Annotated in this window: 15 protein-coding genes and 1 pseudogene; 9 read left to right on the forward strand and 7 right to left on the reverse strand. The window is 63.6% G+C overall.

The genetic code is table 11. The features are described from left to right. Nucleotides 1-28: 28 nt before the first annotated feature. From ubiG to QM748_RS02360, 3 genes are all read right to left on the reverse strand, one after another. Nucleotides 29-730, reverse strand: a complete 702-nt coding sequence (gene ubiG, locus QM748_RS02350) for a bifunctional 2-polyprenyl-6-hydroxyphenol methylase/3-demethylubiquinol 3-O-methyltransferase UbiG (RefSeq protein ID WP_415245472.1) — start codon at nucleotides 728-730, stop codon at nucleotides 29-31. Nucleotides 731-866: 136 nt separating this feature from the next. Continuing rightward, on the reverse strand, nucleotides 867-1,577 hold the full coding sequence (locus QM748_RS02355) for an OmpA family protein (RefSeq protein WP_415245473.1): 711 nt from the start codon (nucleotides 1,575-1,577) through the stop codon (nucleotides 867-869). A 113-nt stretch (nucleotides 1,578-1,690) separates the two neighbouring features. Beyond that, nucleotides 1,691-3,010, reverse strand: a complete 1,320-nt coding sequence (locus QM748_RS02360; RefSeq protein ID WP_415245474.1) for a TRZ/ATZ family hydrolase — start codon at nucleotides 3,008-3,010, stop codon at nucleotides 1,691-1,693. Between the two features lie 186 nt (nucleotides 3,011-3,196). On the opposite strand from QM748_RS02360, the pseudogene QM748_RS02365 reads away from it, so the two are divergent. Next, nucleotides 3,197-4,562: pseudogene (locus QM748_RS02365) on the forward strand (protein kinase domain-containing protein). Here the strand turns inward: QM748_RS02365 and hemH are convergent. Next, nucleotides 4,563-5,609 carry a ferrochelatase gene (gene hemH, locus QM748_RS02370; protein WP_415245475.1) on the reverse strand — a complete coding sequence of 349 codons (1,047 nt, stop codon included), beginning with the start codon at nucleotides 5,607-5,609 and terminating at the stop codon, nucleotides 4,563-4,565. It abuts the pseudogene before it with no gap. Nucleotides 5,610-5,674: 65 nt separating this feature from the next. Continuing rightward, the gene (gene hrcA / locus QM748_RS02375) at nucleotides 5,675-6,703 is read right to left on the reverse strand and encodes a heat-inducible transcriptional repressor HrcA (RefSeq protein ID WP_415245476.1); all 1,029 of its coding nucleotides are present in this window, start codon (nucleotides 6,701-6,703) and stop codon (nucleotides 5,675-5,677) included. Nucleotides 6,704-6,835: 132 nt separating this feature from the next. Here hrcA and QM748_RS02380 point away from each other — a divergent pair, with 132 nt between their 5' ends. After that, the gene (locus tag QM748_RS02380) at nucleotides 6,836-7,720 is read left to right on the forward strand and encodes an NAD kinase (protein ID WP_415245477.1); all 885 of its coding nucleotides are present in this window, start codon (nucleotides 6,836-6,838) and stop codon (nucleotides 7,718-7,720) included. Between the two features lie 66 nt (nucleotides 7,721-7,786). Continuing rightward, complete coding sequence (gene recN, locus QM748_RS02385) at nucleotides 7,787-9,451, forward strand: DNA repair protein RecN (protein WP_415245478.1); 1,665 nt, start codon at nucleotides 7,787-7,789, stop codon at nucleotides 9,449-9,451. Between the two features lie 109 nt (nucleotides 9,452-9,560). On the opposite strand, the gene fur is transcribed toward recN, so the two are convergent. Then, nucleotides 9,561-10,028: a ferric iron uptake transcriptional regulator gene (gene fur / locus QM748_RS02390; RefSeq protein WP_415245479.1), complete on the reverse strand. Its 468-nt coding sequence runs from the start codon at nucleotides 10,026-10,028 to the stop codon at nucleotides 9,561-9,563. A gap of 193 nt (nucleotides 10,029-10,221) precedes the next feature. Between fur and QM748_RS02395 the strand changes: the two genes are divergently transcribed. From QM748_RS02395 to greA, 5 genes are all read left to right on the forward strand, one after another. Beyond that, a complete protein-coding gene (locus tag QM748_RS02395; RefSeq protein WP_415245480.1) occupies nucleotides 10,222-10,626 on the forward strand; it encodes an outer membrane protein assembly factor BamE in 405 nt (134 codons plus the stop codon). A 64-nt stretch (nucleotides 10,627-10,690) separates the two neighbouring features. Continuing rightward, nucleotides 10,691-11,497 carry a 4-hydroxy-tetrahydrodipicolinate reductase gene (gene dapB / locus QM748_RS02400; RefSeq protein ID WP_415245481.1) on the forward strand — a complete coding sequence of 269 codons (807 nt, stop codon included), beginning with the start codon at nucleotides 10,691-10,693 and terminating at the stop codon, nucleotides 11,495-11,497. Between the two features lie 166 nt (nucleotides 11,498-11,663). Then, complete coding sequence (gene carA, locus QM748_RS02405; RefSeq protein WP_415245482.1) at nucleotides 11,664-12,806, forward strand: glutamine-hydrolyzing carbamoyl-phosphate synthase small subunit; 1,143 nt, start codon at nucleotides 11,664-11,666, stop codon at nucleotides 12,804-12,806. Nucleotides 12,807-12,899: 93 nt separating this feature from the next. Then, nucleotides 12,900-16,130 (forward strand): carbamoyl-phosphate synthase large subunit, encoded by a 3,231-nt coding sequence (gene carB, locus QM748_RS02410; RefSeq protein WP_415245483.1) that lies wholly within the window; start codon nucleotides 12,900-12,902, stop codon nucleotides 16,128-16,130. Then, nucleotides 16,127-16,603, forward strand: a complete 477-nt coding sequence (greA, locus tag QM748_RS02415) for a transcription elongation factor GreA (protein WP_415245484.1) — start codon at nucleotides 16,127-16,129, stop codon at nucleotides 16,601-16,603. The genes carB and greA overlap by 4 nt, the downstream gene beginning before the upstream one ends. Nucleotides 16,604-16,665: 62 nt before the next feature. Here the strand turns inward: greA and yhbY are convergent, their stop codons facing one another. Beyond that, entirely contained in the window at nucleotides 16,666-17,121 is a 456-nt protein-coding gene (yhbY, locus tag QM748_RS02420) for a ribosome assembly RNA-binding protein YhbY (RefSeq protein ID WP_415245485.1), read from the reverse strand. Between the two features lie 87 nt (nucleotides 17,122-17,208). Between yhbY and QM748_RS02425 the strand changes: the two genes are divergently transcribed. After that, complete coding sequence (locus tag QM748_RS02425; RefSeq protein WP_415245486.1) at nucleotides 17,209-17,826, forward strand: RlmE family RNA methyltransferase; 618 nt, start codon at nucleotides 17,209-17,211, stop codon at nucleotides 17,824-17,826. Nucleotides 17,827-17,893: the final 67 nt, after the last annotated feature.

Below are 17,893 nucleotides of genomic sequence, written 5' to 3' on the forward strand. Positions count from 1 at the left end.
TACGGCGGCTCGCGATCCGGCACGGGTTTCAACCGCGCCGGGTGTGCATCAGGTAATTCACGTCGGTGTCGCGCCCCAGCGAATAGACCTGGGTCAGCGGGTTGTAGCTCATGCCGATCAATTCTTCCATGTCCAGGTCGGCGTTGCGGCAGTAGCGGCTGAGTTCCGATGGCTTGATGAACTTCTCGTATTCGTGCGTTCCACGCGGCAGCATGTTCAGCACGTATTCGGCACCGACGATCGCGAGGGCATAAGCCTTCAGGTTGCGATTGATCGTGGAGAAGAAGACGTGTCCGCCGGGCTTCACCAGCCGAGCGCAGGCGGCGATGGTGCTGGCGGGGTCCGGTACGTGCTCGAGCATTTCCATGCAGGTGACGACGTCGAAATGAGCGGGGGCTTCGTCGGCGTAAGCCTCGGCGCTGATCAGCCGGTAATCGACACTGTGGCCGCTTTCGAACAGATGCAGGCGGGCGACGCTCAGTGCCTTTTCCGATAGATCGATACCGGTGACCCTGGCGCCGAGCGAAGCCATGCCTTCGGCCAGGATGCCGCCACCGCAGCCGATGTCGAGCACCGTCTTGCCTGCCAGGCCGGCCTTGCTGTCGATCCAGCCCAGGCGCAGCGGATTGATTTCATGCAGGGGCTTGAATTCGGAGGCCGGATCCCACCAGCGGTGGGCGAGTTCGCTGAATTTCTGTACTTCGTTCGGGTCGGCGTTGATTGCGCTCATGATTTATCGTCACAGCTTGCAGAGTTGATTGGTTTGTCGGCGGGGGCGCACGTTCCAGTCGCAGATTACAGGAAACAGGCGCCACAAAACAAAAAGCCCTGCCGAAGCAGGGCTTTTGCACATCGGAGATCCGTGATTACTTGGAGCCGATGACTTCGACGTCCACACGGCGATCCGGCTGCAGGCACTCGATCAGGGCCTTGCGGTTGCGGATGTTGTCGCACTTGTTGCCGGTGACGGGCTGGGATTCGCCCTTGCCCTCGGTGTAGATGCGGTTGGCTTCGACACCCTTCGAGACCAGGTAGGTCTTGACGGCAGCGGCACGGCGCTCGGACAGGGCCTGGTTGTAGGAGTCAGAACCCAGACGGTCGGTGTGGCCGACAGCCAGGATGACTTCCAGCTTCAGTTGCTGGGCCTGGGCGGCCAGTTTGTCGAGGGTGGCACGGCCTTCCGGCTTCAGCGTGGCCTTGTCGAAGTCGAACAGCGTGTCAGCAGCCAGCTTGATCTTGTCGGCGGTGGGCTTCGGAGCGGGAGCAACCGGGGCCGGAGCAGGAGCGGCCGGAGCAACACACTTGTCCTTGGCAACGATATCGCTGTCGCATGCGCAGCCAGCCGGGAATTGACCAGCCAGAGCGGTCGAGGCAGCGGCCGGCGACCAGTAGCCGGTGCGCCAGCACAGACCGTCAGCACTGCGGGCGACGACGTTGCGTGCGTCGATGACGTAGGGGATCTCGCCCTTGCCATCGACCACGATGTCCTTGACCTGCGCGAAGGCGCCGGGAGCAGACAGGCCGATCGACGCGATGGCGGCCAGCATGAGCATCTGTTTCTTGGTTTGTTTGATCATGGTTTCCTCTTTGAAGGGCGAGTCGCCGGAATTACCACTGCAACGGAAGGTGAAAACGGTTGAAAAGCCGAATTCGTGTCAGATTCCTGTCGAGTGTGAACACTCTATCCAGTTCAATTAGCGAGCCTAGTGTGCCATAGCGACGCGATCCTGATCAATTCTTTGTCGTTAATTTGCAACAGCCGAACACCTTTAGCCACGCGGGATTCGCCGTTTACCCACACATGTGTGACGTGCTCGCGACCCGTCACATAAACGAGATGGGAAACGGGGTCGAAGCAGGGCTGGGTGAATGGACCGCCAAGGTCCACTGCGCACAGATCGGCAGACTTTCCTGGTGAGATCGAGCCGATGCTGCCATCGAGCCCGAGTGCCTGGGCGCCACCCAGCGTTGCCATGTGCAGCGCAGCATGGGCAGGGAGTGCGGAGGCATCGAGCGTACTCGCCTTGGCGAGAAGGGCGGCATGACGCATTTCCTGAAACAGGTCGATACGGTTGTTGCTGGCTGCACCGTCACTGCCGAGGCCAATGCGGATGCCGGCCGACAATATGCGTGTGGCAGGCGCGATGCCGCTGCCGAGCTTCATGTTGGAGGTCGGACAGTGGGCAACGCTGCAGCCATGATGACTCAGTAGTTCGATGTCGGTGTCGTCCAGGTGAACGGCATGAACTCCGATCAGGTTCTCGCCCAGCACACCGAGGCCAGCCAGGCGGGCGAGAGGGCGCATGCCGTGTTGGGCGATGGAGTCGCCGATTTCGGTGACGGTTTCATGGATGTGGGTGTGAATGGGCAGATCCAGTTCGTCGGCGAGCGCTCGTACGCGCTGGAAAGTGCCATCGGACACCGTATAGGGTGCATGGGGTGCGAGCGAGAACGAGACGCCCGGATGTCCGCGCCATGCGTCACGGATTGCCAGGCCCTTGCGCAGATAGTCGTCCGCGTCGCTTGCCCAGGGAGTGGGAAACTCGAGCACGGTGAGGCCGACCACGGCCCGCATGCCGGCGGTGGCGAAGGCGTCCGCTGCGGCGTCGGGATAGAAGTACATGTCGTTGCAGGTCGTGATGCCGCCGCTGAGCATTTCGGCTGCGGCCAGCAGGGTGCCGTCGCGGACGAAGGCGGCACTGACATGGCGGCTTTCGGCTGGCCAGATCGCTTCATGCAGCCAGCGCATCAGGGGGAGGTCGTCGGCAATGCCGCGCATCAGGTTCATTGCAGCGTGAGCGTGGAGATTGACCAGGCCGGGGATCAGCACATGTTGTGGCAGCTCGGTTGTCGTGTCGGCTTCGTAGCGCAGGCGTGCTTCGTCGAGCGGTAGCACTGCGATGATCATCCCCGCGTCGACTGCGACCGCATGGTTTTCCAGGGTGACGCCGGCCGGATCGACTGGAACGATCCAGCGGGGCGTGATCAGGAGGTCGATCCGTCGTTTCACGTGTCCCTCTCCAATGGATGGGTTGAAGTGCAGCAGATGAGCTTAATCCTCGCCCGGGCGTTGGCCTGGTTCAAGCACAATCGCATCTGATCAGGGCTCATTTGCCCAGCCTTCTTCCGTTCGTGCCACAATCCGTGACATCTGTCACGGTTTGCGGTGTTCCGTTCCGGTTCGCCATCGCCCAACATGAGTCGCACCCCTGAAACAATCGGTAAATATCGCATCCTGCGCGAAATCGGACGCGGAGCGACAGCTGTCGTTTACCTGGTCGAGAGTCCCGATCATCCGCAGCCGGTGGCATTGAAGCACGTGCGCTTCGACGACAAGGCGAAGGACGAGGCGAAATGGAACCGCCGCCTGCTGAAGCTGCTCAAGGCCGAGCGGGCGGTGTCGTCGCGCCTGAGCCATCCGAACATCATCCGCATCCTCGACGCCTCGGTGGAGCCCACCGAAGCCTATGTGGTGATGGAGTATTTCCCGGGCGAATCCCTCGAGCGCTACTGCAGCTTCGAGAAGCTGCTGCCGATCCATCGCACGATCGGCATCGTCTTCAAGTGCTGCATGGCGCTGGACCACGCATTCCGCCAGGGCATCGTGCATCGCGACATCAAGCCGGCGAACATCCTGGTCGATGACCAGGACAACGTGAAGATCACCGATTTCGGGCTGGCGATGAACATCAGCAAGCGGGTCGATACCGACTCGACCTTCATCATGGGGGTGGGCTCGCCGGCCTACATGAGCCCGGAACAGATCAAGGGCTACCCGCTTAACCAGAAGACCGACCTGTATTCGCTGGGCGTGCTGTTGTTCCACATGCTGACTGGACGGCTGCCGTTCCGCGCGAGCAATCCGGCACAGCTCGTTCTACAAGATCATCAACGCCGATCCGCCGCAGGTGTCGCAGCTCAATCCCGACGTGCCCGAGCAGATGGATGCGGTGATCCGCAAGGCGCTGGAAAAGGATCTCTATTCCCGCTATCGCAATGGCGCGGAGTTCGCCAAGGATCTTGCCGCGGTGCGCTACCAGATCCTCGACGAGAATTACGTGCCGCCGGACACCAGCCGATTCATGCAATTGCGCAAGCTGGCGTTCTTCACCGAATTCGAGGACGTCGAGCTGTGGGAAGTGATGAGGATCTCATCCTGGCGCAGGGTCGGCCAGCACGTATCGCTGGTGCGCGAGGGCGACAACGACCAGCGGTTCGGCATCGTCCTCGAAGGTATGGTGGAGCTGTCGATCGAGGGGCGGAGGGTAATGGAACTGGGGGCGGGCGAGGTTTTTGGCGCCCAGGCCTGGCTTGACCAGCTGGAACATCGCCACATGCTGTCCGCAGTATCGCTGACGCCCCTGACTTATCTCGAAATCAACCCTTCGGCGCTGGCGCTGGCCAGCGAAGAGGTGCTGGAATGCTTCCGTCGTGAGCTGGGCACGGTGATGGTTCGCCGGCTTGCCCAGGTGGCGAAGCTGCTGTCTGCAGGTGGCTCGCCTGCAGTGCGAGGTGACTTCACCGCCACCGGCGGGCTTGACCTGCAGTTGCTCGAACCCTGATCAGCCTTCCTGTCGTGCAGGGCCGGCAAGCCAGTTACCCAGGTGGCCTACGGCGAGTCCGGCAAGGGCCTTGATCCAGTCTTGGCGCTCGTTGAGGCAGGGAATGTAATGGAAGTGCTTGCCGCCGTGGCCGAGAAAGGCGTCACGGCATTCCATGGCGATTTCCTCAAGTGTTTCCAGGCAGTCGGCGGTGAATCCGGGGCAAAGGACGGCGACGCGGCCGACGCCCTGGGCAGCGAGCGCTTCCAGCGTGGGCTGGGTATAAGGCTGCAGCCATTCGGCCTTGCCGAAGCGCGACTGGAAGGTGACCATCGCCCGTTCAGGCGGCAGGCCGAGTGCTTCGGCGAGCAGGCGACCGGTGGTCTGGCATTCACTGTAGTAGGGGTCGCCAAGCTCGACCGTGTGCTTCGGAATGCCATGGAAGCTCATCAGCAGGCGATCCGGCTCTCCGTGCATGGCCCAGTGCTCGCGCACGTTGGCAGCGAGTGCCTCGATATAGCCGGGTGCATCGTGGAAGTCGCGCACGAAGCGGATTTCCGGCTGGTTGCGCATCTTCGCCAAGGCGCGGCCGACGGCGTTGACCACCGTTGCCGTGGTGCTGGCCGAATACTGCGGGTAGAGCGGCAGGACGAGGATGCGCTTGCAGCCTCGTGCCTGCATCGCGCGCAGGCGCTCGTCGATGGAGGGTTTGCCATAGCGCATGGCGAAATCGACATCGATATCGGTGTGGCCGACAGCCAGATGGCTGCCCAGCCGACTGGCCTGCCGTTGGGTGTGGACCATCAGCGGTGAGCCTTCTTCGGTCCAGATGCTGGCATATTTCTTTGCCGATGTTCCTGGCCGAATGTTCAGGATGATGCCGTTGAGGAGCGGCCACCAGACGATGCGGGGAATTTCGACCACCCGCGGATCGGACAGGAATTCCTTCAGATAGGGGCGCAGCGCGCCGGCGGTGGGCGCATCGGGCGTGCCGAGATTGACGAGCAGAATGCCGGTACGGGCGGGGGCGTCGTGCGAAGCGGGTGGTTCGGGCCAGTAGCGGGCCATGCTTGTCCTTGCTTGTGGGGGCCCGGCAGGGCGAAACCGGGGCTCGCCTTGTCCGGAGCGGTGTTTCAGTTGTTCGACGACAGCGCGTTGGACAGTAGCCGGGCGGTGATGTCTACGATCGGAATCACGCGATCGTAGGCCATCCGGGTCGGGCCGATGACGCCCACCGAGCCGACGATCTGGCCGTTGACCTCGTAAGGTGCGGTGATCACGCTGCAGGCGTCGAGCGGCGCGAGTCCGGATTCGCCGCCGATGAAGATCTGCACCCCGTCGGCCTTGTTCGACAGTTCGAGCAGTTGCACGAGGCTGGTGCGCTGTTCGAAGAGTTTGAACAGTTCGCGCAGGCGCGACATGTTCGACGACAGGTCTTCGATGTCGAGCAGATTGGTTTCGCCGGAAATGACGTAGCGGGTGGCGGTTTCTTCGGCGGCGGCACTACCGGCATCCACGGTTGCGGTCATCAGTTCGGTCATGTCGCTGCGCAACTGGCGCAGCTCGTCCATGATGCGGCGGCGGATCTCGTCGAAAGAGAGGCCGGCAAGGTGTTCGTTCAAGTAGGTTGCGGCACTGCTCAGTTCACTGGCGCTGTAGGCGCGACGGGTCATCAGGATGCGGTTCTGCACGTCGCCGGCGGTGGTGACGATGATCAGCAGGATGCGGTTTTCGGACAGGCTGATGAATTCGAACTGCCGGATGCGAACGGCATCCTTGCGGGGAGCGACGACGATACCGGCGAACTGCGTGAGATTCGACAGCAGATGCGAGGCCGAATTGAGCAGGCGCTGCGGCTGGTCGGGCTGGAGTTGGCCCTTGAGTTCATGCACCCGTGTGGTGTCCAGAGGCTGGACCGTCAGCAGGGAATCGACGAAGAAGCGATAGCCCAGTGCCGTTGGAATCCGGCCGGCCGACGTGTGCGGGCTGGCGATCAGGCCGAGTTCCTCCAGATCGCTCATGACGTTGCGCACCGTTGCCGGCGACAGTTCCAGTCCGGAAAAGCGCGAAAGGGCGCGCGAGCCGACAGGTTGACCGTCCGCGATGTAGCGTTCGATCAAGGTTTTCAGCAGGATCTGGGAGCGTGAGTCTAGCGAGTTCATGGCAGGCGAAGAATATAGCCCGGATCACCCATCGATGGATATTCCGGATATCTCCTGAGCTTGGCCTATGGTCTTTGGCAGTGCCATCCGCTGCTCGCCAAGGCGTTGGCGGGATATGGTTTAATCCGCGTCATGAGCGCCAAATTCCACAGCATCGCCCTTGTGGGCAAGTATCAGAGTCCTGACGTGGCCGAGTCGGTCATGGCGATCGCCCGTTTCCTGCGCGAGCGCGGGCGCATGGTGTGGATCGAACAGGGGACGGCGAGCTCCATCGGTGGTGCGGGTGACTTTCCGGTTGCCGGCTATGATCGCATCGGTGGCGAGGTCGATCTGGCCGTAGTGGTCGGCGGTGACGGCACCATGCTCCATACCGCCCGCCGCCTGGCCGAGTATGGCGTGCCGCTGGCCGGGGTCAATCTCGGCCGCCTGGGTTTTCTGACCGACATCGCGCTCAAGGACGCCAATGCCCGCCTGGCCGAGATTGTCGATGGGCGCTTCCGGGAAGAGATCCGCTTCATGCTCGACGCCGAAGTATTGCGGGGCGGCGAACGTATCTTCCAGACGCTGGCGCTCAACGACGTCGTCGTCAATAAGGGCGAGCTTGGGCGGATGATCGAATTCGAGCTGTCGATCGATGGGGAGTACGTCTATACCCAGCGTTCCGACGGCATGATCGTGTCGACGCCGACGGGCTCCACCGCCTATGCGCTGTCGTCCAATGGCCCCATCCTGCATCCGAGCGTAGGCGGCATTGCCTTGGTGCCGCTGTGCCCGCATGCATTGACGGCGCGACCGATCACCTTGCCGGACAGTTGCCGCATCGACATCGTGCTGCTGCCCCCTCAGGATGCCAGGGTGCATTTCGATGGGCAGGCTCGTTTCGACCTGCGCGCCGGCGATTGCGTGCGCGTGACCCGTTCGAGGCACGGGCTGAGGCTGCTGCACCCGGAGAGCTACAGCTATTTCGCCATGCTTCGCGAAAAGCTCCATTGGAGCACTCCGCCGCGGCACGATTGAGGCGTGGCATCCACGCCGAACTGCTGTGACCGAGCGCCGTCTTCCTCCATTCCTCATTGAGTTGCCATGCTGAGAAGCCTGTCCATCCGCGACTTCGTCATCGTCGACCACCTCGAACTCGAATTCGGCAAGGGCTTTGGCGCGTTGACCGGGGAAACCGGTGCCGGCAAGTCTATCCTGCTCGATGCACTCGGACTGGCGCTGGGCGGGCGAGGAGAGGCAGGCATGGTCCGCCGCGATCGCGACCGGGCCGACGTGGTTGCCGAATTCGATCTGCCGGACGGCGGTGGCTTGCGTGCCTGGCTGGCCGAACAGGAACTGCCGGCCGAGGACGGGACCGTGCTGCTGCGCCGCACCATCGACAGCAACGGGCGTGGCCGGGCCTGGATCAACGGCACCGGCGTGACGCTTGCGCAGTTGCGCACGGCCAGCGACTGGCTGGCCGACATCCATGGCCAGCACGCCCATCACGCCTTGCTGAGGCCCGAGACGCAGCGCCAGTTGCTCGATGCTCACGCCGGTGCCCAGGGCCTCGCTGCCGATGTCGCCGAACGCTATCGGGCCTGGCAGCACATCCTTCGCCTGCGGCGCGAGGCCGAAGCCGATTCGGCCAGTTCGGCGCGCGAGCGCGAATTGCTTGCCTGGCAGATTCGAGAGCTGCGGGAGCTTGGCTTCGATGCTGCCGAGTGGGCCGAGTTGAACCTGGAGCATGGCCGCCTCGCACATGCCGCAGGTCTGATGGAGGGCGCGGACGAGACTCTGGCAGCCCTTGGCGAAGGCGACATGGCGATATGTTCGATGCTGCGCCACCTCGATGGACGCCTGGCGACACTTGCCGATATCGATCCTGCATTGGCCGATGTGCGTGAGCTATTGTCGTCGGCCGCGATTCAGGCGGACGAGGCCCTGCATGCCTTGCGCCGCTATCGCGACCGGCTCGATCTCGACCCGCAGCGGCTGGCCGAGATCGAGGGGCGGATCGCAGCCGTCACCGATGTCGCACGTAAATACCGGGTCACGGTGGATGAACTGCCTGAGCTGCTGGCGCAATGGCAGGCTCGGCTCGATACCCTGGAGGCAACGGCCGATCCGGCGCGGTTGGCCGCCGACGAGGCGCGGGCGAGGAAGGCTTTCGACGAGGCGGCGGCGGGGCTGTCCGCTGCCCGGCGTCCGGCTGCCGAAGCCTTGTCGGCGACGATCACCGAGGCCATGCAGACGCTGGCGATGGCGGGCGGGCGTTTCGAGGTGGCACTGGAAACATGCGAGCCGTCATCGAGCGGAACCGAGACCGTCGAGTTCCGCGTCGCCGCCAATCCGGGACAGTCCTTGCGCAGCCTTGCCAAAGTCGCTTCCGGTGGCGAGCTTTCGCGAATCGGGTTGGCGATCCAGGTCATGACCAGCCGCTCGAGCGATACGCCAACCCTGATTTTCGACGAGGTCGATGTCGGCATTGGCGGCCGTGTGGCCGAGATCGTTGGCAAGCTGCTGGCGAAGCTCGGCGAAAACCGGCAGGTGATGTGTGTGACGCACCTGCCGCAAGTCGCGGCATGCGCAGACTGGCAGTGGCGTATCGCCAAGCGCGAGCAGGTGGGTGAGACCTTGAGCGAAGTGCAGGCGCTGGATCAGGCTGGCCGCGTCGAGGAGATCGCGCGGATGCTCGGTGGTGTGAATATCACGGCGACCACGCGTGAGCATGCGGCAGAAATGCTGGGATTGGCGCCGGGCAAATAAGGGGTCGGTACAAACTTAGCCGGTGGCGATCGGCAAGCCGGTTCCGGACGGAATGCTGCGTCGAACCCTTGCTCTCACGGGTACGGCGACCCGTGAGGCTCCGTGGGTTTCACGAATCCTGCGAGGGTGTTTCGTGTCGGTTCTGCTCGCTCGGATAGTTGCCCTTCTGACAGTCGCTGCAGTCGCCGTAAAGATAAAGCGCGTGTTCGCGCAGCTTGAAGCCGCGTTCCTGAGCGACGGCGTTCTGGCGTTTCTCGATCTCGGGATCGAAGAATTCCTCGACCTTGCCACATTGCACGCACACCAGGTGGTCGTGATGGCCGCCTTCGTTGAGTTCGAAAACGGCCTTGCCGGATTCGAAATAATGTCGTTCGAGCAGGCCAGCCTGCTCGAATTGCGTGAGTACGCGATATACGGTTGCCAGGCCGATGTCCATGCCGTCGTTCATCAGTGAGCGATAAACGTCTTCGGCAGTCAGATGGCGCTGACCCGAGTGCTGGAAGAGGTCGAGAATCTTCAGGCGAGGATAGGTTGCCTTCAGGCCGATGCTCTTCAGGTTCTTTGAATTGTCGGGCATGAGTCTTCGGGAAAAAAGGGCCGTGTGGGTGGCCGGTTGAATGGTGGCAAGCCTGAGGCCTGGTTGCGGGTGTGGAGCAATGCGCCGTGCGCAGCAGCCCTATGTTATATTTTTTGCCCTTTCGTGAGAACCGCGCCCCTCATGTGCGCCAACTCCTCCACGGTCTTTCCTATGGGTTTCGCCTAGGCTTTTCATGCGCTCCTATCTTTCTGCGGCGATCATCGCCACCAGTATGCTTGCAGGCTGCTCTTTCGATTCCATCGTGGGTGTGGTCGATCCTTACCGGATCGATGTGCGCCAGGGCAATTACGTGGATCAGGACATGATGTCCCAGCTCAAACGCGGCATGACGCGCGAGCAGGTGCGCTTCGTGCTCGGTTCGCCGCTGGTGGTCGACATGTTCCGCAGGGACCGCTGGGATTACGTCTATCGCTACAAGCAGGGTTCCGGAGAAGCCGAGCAGAGGGTGATCTCGGTCTTCTTCGTTGACGACCTGCTGGATCACGTCACGGGCGATGTCCAGGGTGGCAGCGGCGAGGCTGCAGCCCCGGCCGAACGCAGCCGGGTCATCGAAATTCCGCCTGCGACGGATGACTGAGTGCGGCGACCGGGATTGAGCACGCCGCTGCTGGCGGCGCAAGGTATTTTTTTGAGGGTTTTCCATGGCTGACATTCGTGTTGCGATCGCCGGCGCGTCCGGGCGCATGGGGAGGATGCTGATCGAGGCTGTGCTGGGGGCCGAAGGCGTTGTGCTGGGTTCCACGTTCGATCGGCCGGGCACGCCGTTCATCGGGCGAGATGCTGGCGAAATGGCAGGTGTTGTCACCGGTGTCGTGATCAGCGATGACGCGCGCGCCGCGATCACCGCGGCTGACTGTGTGATCGACTTCACCCGCCCGGAAGGCACGCTGCAGCATCTGGCGCTTGCGCGCGAACTGGGCAAGGCGATGGTGATCGGCACCACCGGCTTCGATGCCGAGGGCAAGGCAGCGATTGCCGACGCGTCGCGCGAGGTGCCGGTCGTCTTCGCGCCCAACATGGCCGTGGGTGTGAATGCGGTGTTCAAGCTGCTCGAAGTGGCGGCGCGGATCCTGTCCGAGGGATACGACGTCGAAGTGATCGAGGCCCATCATCGCTTCAAGGTCGATGCGCCCTCCGGTACCGCGCTGCGCATGGGCGAAGTGGTGGCGCGTGAGTTGGGGCGCGATCTCGATACCTGCGCGATCTACGGCCGCGAGGGATACACCGGCGAACGCAAGGCCGAGACGATCGGCTTTTCGACGGTTCGCGGCGGCGATGTGGTCGGCGACCATACCGTGCTGTTCGCCGGCATCGGCGAACGGATCGAGATCACGCACAAGTCCGGCAGCCGGATGCCGTATGCGCTGGGATCGGTGCGGGCAGTGAAGTTCCTGCAGGGGCGCAAGAACGGCCTGTTCGACATGCAGGACGTGCTCGGGCTGCGTTGAGGCGGGAGCCCGCCGTCGTTCGCGGTTTGCCTTCGGAAGGCCGAAAATATACAATTCAACGGTTTATCCAGCGGGATCGGCCCAGAGGCTCGTCCCGCTTTTTTGCACATGTCCGGGGCGCGGCCCTTCGCCAGTCCCTGCTCAAAGCTGAATCCAGGAGTTTTTCGTGAGTGCATACCCGTCCGCCCTTCTTGCGCTTGCCGACGGAACTGTCTTCCATGGCAAGGGTATCGGTGCGGTAGGCAGCACGGTTGGCGAGGTGGTGTTCAACACCTCGATGTCCGGTTATCAGGAAATCCTGACCGACCCGAGTTATTCGCGCCAGATCGTCACGCTGACCTATCCCCATATCGGCAACACCGGCGTCAACCTCGAGGACGTCGAGGCCACCCGCGCACATGCCGCCGGTCTGGTCATCCGCGACCTGCCGATCCTGCCGTCCAACTTCCGCATGACCCAGCGCCTCGACGCCTATCTGCGCGCCGAGAACGTGGTCGCGATCGCTGGCCTCGATACCCGCAAGCTGACCCGCATCCTGCGTGAAAAAGGCGCCCAGGCCGGCTGCATCGTCACCGCCGCCGAAGGCGAGAAGCTCGACGCCGAAGCCGCCATCGTCCAGGCGCGCGCCTTCCCGGGGCTGGCCGGCATGGATCTGGCCAAGGTCGTCAGCGTCACCGAGCCCTACGAATGGAAGCAGGCCGAATGGAAGCTCGGCGAGGGCTATACCGAGCAGACCGCGCCGCGCTTCCACGTCGTCGCCTACGACTACGGCGTCAAGCTCAACATCCTGCGCATGCTGGCCGAGCGCGGCTGCCGCCTGACCGTGGTGCCGGCGCAGACGCCCGCCAAGGACGTGCTGGCGCTCAAACCCGACGGCGTGTTCCTGTCCAACGGCCCGGGCGACCCCGACGCCTGCGACTACGCGATCGAGGCCATCGGCGAGATCCTCGCCAGCCGCACGCCGACCTTCGGCATCTGCCTCGGCCACCAGCTGCTGGCGCTGGTGTCGGGGGCGAAGACCATGAAGATGGGCACCGGCCACCATGGCGCCAACCATCCGGTCAAGGATCTGGATACCGGCAAGGTGCTGATCACCAGCCAGAATCACGGCTTCGCCGTCGATCCTGCGACGCTGCCGGCCAATCTGCGCGTCACCCACGTGTCGCTGTTCGACGGCACCAACCAGGGCATCGAGCGCACCGACGTGCCGGCTTTCTCCTTCCAGGGCCACCCGGAAGCGAGCCCGGGGCCGCATGACGTCGCCTACCTGTTCGACCGCTTCATCAAGCTGATGGAAGCGGCCAAGTAATACGGCAGGGCGCCGCCGGGATCGTCCCCGCGGCGCCCTCACTGTTCGACGCCGGCGCCCTCCGCCGGGTCAAGGAATCATCGAGGCAAGACAATGCCGAAACGTACCGACATAAAGAACATCCTCATCATCGGCGCCGGCCCGATCGTCATCGGCCAGGCCTGCGAGTTCGACTACTCCGGCGCCCAAGCCTGCAAGGCGCTGCGCGAAGAGGGTTACAAGGTCATCCTGGTGAACTCGAACCCGGCGACCATCATGACCGACCCGGAAACCGCCGACGTCACCTACATCGAGCCGATCACCTGGCAGGTGGTCGAGCGCATCATCGAGAAGGAGCGCCCCGACGCCATCCTGCCGACCATGGGCGGGCAAACGGCGTTGAACTGCGCGCTCGACCTCGGCCGCCACGGCGTGCTGGCCAAGTACGGCGTCGAGCTGATCGGCGCCTCCGAAGAGGCCATCGACAAGGCCGAGGACCGCCTGAAGTTCAAGGACGCGATGACCAGGATCGGCCTCGGCTCGGCGCGCTCCGGCATCGCCCACAGCATGGAAGAGGCGCTGCAGGTGCAGGGCGGCATCGGTTTCCCGGTCATCATCCGCCCCAGCTTCACGCTCGGCGGCACCGGCGGCGGCATCGCCTACAACATGGAAGAGTTCCACGAGATCTGCAAGCGCGGTCTCGAAGCCAGCCCGACCAACGAACTGCTGATCGAAGAGTCGCTGCTGGGCTGGAAGGAATACGAGATGGAAGTCGTGCGCGACCGCGCCGACAACTGCATCATCGTCTGCTCGATCGAGAACCTCGACCCGATGGGCGTGCATACCGGCGACTCGATCACCGTCGCCCCGGCGCAGACCCTGACCGACAAGGAATACCAGATCCTGCGCAACGCCTCGATCGCGGTGCTGCGCGAGATCGGCGTCGACACCGGCGGTTCGAACGTGCAGTTCGCGATCAACCCGAAGGACGGCCGCATGATCGTCATCGAGATGAACCCGCGCGTGTCGCGTTCGTCTGCGCTGGCGTCCAAGGCCACCGGCTTCCCGATCGCCAAGGTCGCGGCCAAGCTGGCGGTTGGCTACACGCTGGACGAGCTCAAGAACGACATCACCGGTGGCGCCACACCGGCCTCCTTCGAACCCTCGATCGACTACGTCGTCACCAAGATTCCGCGCTTCGCCTTCGAGAAGTTCCCGCAGGCCAACGATCGCCTGACCACGCAGATGAAATCGGTCGGCGAAGTCATGGCGATGGGGCGCAGCTTCCAGGAATCCTTCCAGAAGGCGCTGCGCGGCCTCGAGGTCGGCGTCTATGGCCTGGACGAGATCGAGGCCGATGCCGAGGACCTCGAGCGCGAACTGGCCAGCCCCGGCCCGGAACGCATCTGGTACGTCGGCCAGGCTTTCCGCGAAGGCATGAGCCAGGAGCAGGTGTTCAACCTGAGCAAGATCGATCCCTGGTTCCTGGCCCAGATCGAGGACATCGTGCTGGCCGAGAAGGCGCTTGCCGGCCGCTCGCTGAAGGCCCTGCAGGCCGCTGAACTGCGCGAGCTGAAGCGCAAGGGCTTCTCCGACCGCCGCCTGGCCAAGCTGCTCAACACCGACGAGACCGCCGTGCGCCTGCATCGCCACGCGCTGGGCGTGCGTCCGGTGTTCAAGCGTGTCGATACCTGCGCGGCCGAGTTCGCCACCTCGACCGCCTACATGTACTCATCCTACGAGGAAGAGTGCGAGGCCAAGCCGACCGACAAGAAGAAGATCATGGTGCTGGGCGGCGGGCCGAACCGCATCGGCCAGGGCATCGAGTTCGACTACTGCTGCGTGCATGCCGCGCTCGCGCTGCGCGAGGACGGCTACGAGACCATCATGGTCAACTGCAATCCCGAGACCGTGTCGACCGACTACGACACCTCTGACCGCCTGTATTTCGAACCCATCACGCTGGAAGACATCCTCGAGATCGTGCATATCGAGAAGCCGGTCGGTGTCATCGTCCAGTTCGGTGGCCAGACGCCGCTGAAGCGCGCCAAGGCGCTGGAAGAGAACGGCGTGCCGATCATCGGCACCACGCCGGACATGATCGATGCCGCCGAAGACCGCGAGCGCTTCCAGAAGCTGCTGACCGACCTCGGCCTCAGGCAGCCGCCCAACCGCACTGCGCGCACGCCGGAAGCGGCGGTGCGTCTGGCGGCCGAGATCGGCTATCCGCTGGTGGTGCGCCCGAGCTACGTGCTCGGCGGCCGGGCAATGGAGATCGTGCATGAGCAGAAGGATCTCGAGCGCTACATGCGCGAGGCAGTGAAGGTTTCCAACGAGTCGCCGGTGCTGCTCGACCGCTTCCTGAATGATGCGACTGAAGTCGACGTCGATGCGCTGTCGGATGGCAAGCAGGTCATCATCGGCGGCATCATGGAGCACATCGAGCAGGCGGGCGTGCATTCGGGCGACTCGGCCTGCTCGCTACCGCCGTACACGCTGTCGGCCAGGCTACAGGACGAGCTGCGCCGCCAGACCGAGGCGATGGCGCGTGCCCTCAACGTCGTCGGTCTGATGAACGTGCAGTTCGCCATCCAGGGCGAGGGCGACAATGCCGTCGTCTATGTGCTGGAAGTGAATCCGCGTGCGTCCCGTACCGTGCCCTTCGTCTCGAAGGCTTGCTCGCTGCCGCTGGCCAAGGTCGCCGCACGCTGCATGGCTGGCCAGAGCCTGGCCAGCCAGGGCGTCACCGGCGAGATCGTGCCGCCGTATTACTCGGTCAAGGAAGCGGTGTTCCCATTCGTCAAGTTCCCGGGCGTCGATACCATCCTCGGTCCCGAGATGAAGTTGACCGGCGAGGTCATGGGTGTCGGCCGCAGCTTCGGCGAAGCCTTCGTCAAGAGCCAGATCGGCGCTGGTGTGAAGTTGCCGACCGGCGGCACTGCCTTCATCAGCGTCAAGCCAAGCGACCGACCGGTGGCGATCGAGGTCGCGCGCGAACTGCGCGAGTTGGGTTTCTCGCTCGTCGCCACGCGTGGCACCGCCTCGGTGATCGAAGCGGCAGGCATCCCGGTGGCGGTGGTCAACAAGGTCAACGAAGGCCGTCCGCACATCGTCGACATGATCAAGAACGAGGAAATCACGCTGGTGATCAACACTGTCGAGGAAAAGCGCCAGGCGATCACCGACTCGCGCTCGATCCGGACCAGTGCGCTCGCGGCAAAGCTCACCATCTTCACCACGATCGAGGGCGCGCGCGCGGCCTGCATGGGCATGCGCCAGATGGCCGAGGGGCTGGATGTCTATTCGGTGCAGGCGCTGCACGCCGAACTGGCGGGTGAGGCATGAACAAGATTCCGCTGACCGTCGCCGGCGCGGAGAAACTGCGCGAGGAGCTCCACCGGCTGAAGACGGTGGATCGCCCCGGCGTCATCGCCGCGATCGCCGAAGCGCGCTCGCATGGCGACCTGTCCGAGAACGCCGAGTACGACGCGGCCAAGGAGCGCCAGGGCTTCATCGAAGGCCGCATCATGGAGGTTGAGGGCAAGCTGTCGCACGCCCAGATCATCGACCCCAAACTGCTCGATGCGGATGGCCGTTGCGTGTTTGCCTCCACTGTGGAGCTCGAGGATCTTGAGTCGGGCAAGGTGGTGACTTACCAGATCGTCGGCGAGGATGAGGCCGACATCAAGGAAGGCAAGATTTCGGTGAGCTCGCCGATCGCGCGCGCGCTGATCGGCAAGTACGCCGGCGACATCGCCGAAGTGCAGGCGCCGGGCGGCGTGCGCGAGTACGAAATCCTCGACGTGCGCTACGAGTGAGTGAGGGCTGAGGCGGCCACAGGTCGCCTCCTTCGGCTGCTGCGTTCGAATCGGTCCGCGCTTCAGCGGCCGCGGCTGCTCTTCACCGGCCCGCGGCTGGATGGACCGCGTGCGGGAGAGCGGCGGGATTCGGCACTTGCCTTGGCCAGGGCGGCACGGCGGGCGGCTGCCGCAAAAGCCGCAGCGGATTTTGCCGTGGAGGGGCGTGCGGTGTTTTTCTGCGCAACGGGCGCTGAGGCCTTTTCTTCGCGGCGTTCACGCCAGACGATGAGAACGTTGCCGATGTGCTGAACCGGCGCTGCATCGAGGGCTTCGCACAATTCCTTCATCAGCGCGTCGCGCTGCTCACGTTCGGCGCCCTGGACCTTCACCTTGATGAGTTCGTGGGCCTGTAGCGAGCGCTCGATTTCGGCGATGACGGCGGGAGCGAGTCCGTTGCCGGCGATCGTGACGACGGGGTTGAGATGGTGGGCTCGGGCGCGCAGGTCGCGGCGCTGAGCCGGGGTGAGTTCGACCATTGGATATCTCTGGATGCTTGAAGCTTCGGGCCCGCGATTCTACTCCTACTCTGATGAGGGCGCCTTTCCGGGCGTTACCCCAAGTCGATGAAAAAGAACAAGACAAGCCGTGCCTGGGTGCACGACCACGTGAATGATCCCTACGTCCAGCGTGCCCAGGCCGAAGGCTATCGCGCTCGCGCGGCCTACAAGCTGCTGGAGGTCGATGAACGGGACCATCTGCTGAAGCCGGGCGCGGTGGTGGTCGATCTCGGCTCGACGCCCGGCTCGTGGTGCCAGGTCGCGGTCAAGCGCTGCGGGCCTAAGGGGCGGGTGTTCGCGCTCGACATCCTGCCGATGGAGGTGGTGCCCGGAGTGGATTTTCTCCATGGTGACTTCACCGAGGACGCTGTGCTGGAGGCGCTCGAGGCCCGGCTGGAAGGGGCGAAAGTCGATGTCGTGCTGTCGGACATGGCGCCGAATCTGACTGGCGTAGCGGCAGTTGACCAGGCCCGCTCCATCCATCTATGCGAGCTGGCGCTCGATTTTGCCGTGCGACACCTGAAGCCGGGCGGGCAATTTCTGGTCAAGGTCTTTCAGGGCGAAGGCTTCATGGACTATCGCAAACAGATGGAAGCTGCATTCTTGACGGTGCAGGTGCGCAAGCCCAAGGCTTCGCGCGACCGCAGTGCCGAGGTCTATCTGCTGGCGAAGGGGGTGCGCTGACTTCGCGTGCATTCGTGATTGAACGTTGCAATTGTCGCCATTGGTTTGCCCGGGGGAACGTTCGGCA

The sequence above is a fragment of the Thauera sp. genome (assembly GCF_047601425.1).
Taxonomy (GTDB): domain Bacteria; phylum Pseudomonadota; class Gammaproteobacteria; order Burkholderiales; family Rhodocyclaceae; genus Thauera.

Coding starts and splice junctions, on each gene's coding strand:
- hemH (WP_415245475.1), bottom strand. CDS start 5,609: ATGGCCCGCTACTGGCCCGAACCACCCGCTTCGCACGACGCCCCCGCC.
- QM748_RS02355 (WP_415245473.1), bottom strand. CDS start 1,577: ATGATCAAACAAACCAAGAAACAGATGCTCATGCTGGCCGCCATCGCG.
- greA (WP_415245484.1), top strand. CDS start 16,127: ATGAACAAGATTCCGCTGACCGTCGCCGGCGCGGAGAAACTGCGCGAG.
- fur (WP_415245479.1), bottom strand. CDS start 10,028: ATGCCCGACAATTCAAAGAACCTGAAGAGCATCGGCCTGAAGGCAACC.
- carB (WP_415245483.1), top strand. CDS start 12,900: ATGCCGAAACGTACCGACATAAAGAACATCCTCATCATCGGCGCCGGC.
- ubiG (WP_415245472.1), bottom strand. CDS start 730: ATGAGCGCAATCAACGCCGACCCGAACGAAGTACAGAAATTCAGCGAA.
- QM748_RS02395 (WP_415245480.1), top strand. CDS start 10,222: ATGCGCTCCTATCTTTCTGCGGCGATCATCGCCACCAGTATGCTTGCA.
- yhbY (WP_415245485.1), bottom strand. CDS start 17,121: ATGGTCGAACTCACCCCGGCTCAGCGCCGCGACCTGCGCGCCCGAGCC.
- recN (WP_415245478.1), top strand. CDS start 7,787: ATGCTGAGAAGCCTGTCCATCCGCGACTTCGTCATCGTCGACCACCTC.
- dapB (WP_415245481.1), top strand. CDS start 10,691: ATGGCTGACATTCGTGTTGCGATCGCCGGCGCGTCCGGGCGCATGGGG.
- hrcA (WP_415245476.1), bottom strand. CDS start 6,703: ATGAACTCGCTAGACTCACGCTCCCAGATCCTGCTGAAAACCTTGATC.
- QM748_RS02380 (WP_415245477.1), top strand. CDS start 6,836: ATGAGCGCCAAATTCCACAGCATCGCCCTTGTGGGCAAGTATCAGAGT.
- QM748_RS02425 (WP_415245486.1), top strand. CDS start 17,209: ATGAAAAAGAACAAGACAAGCCGTGCCTGGGTGCACGACCACGTGAAT.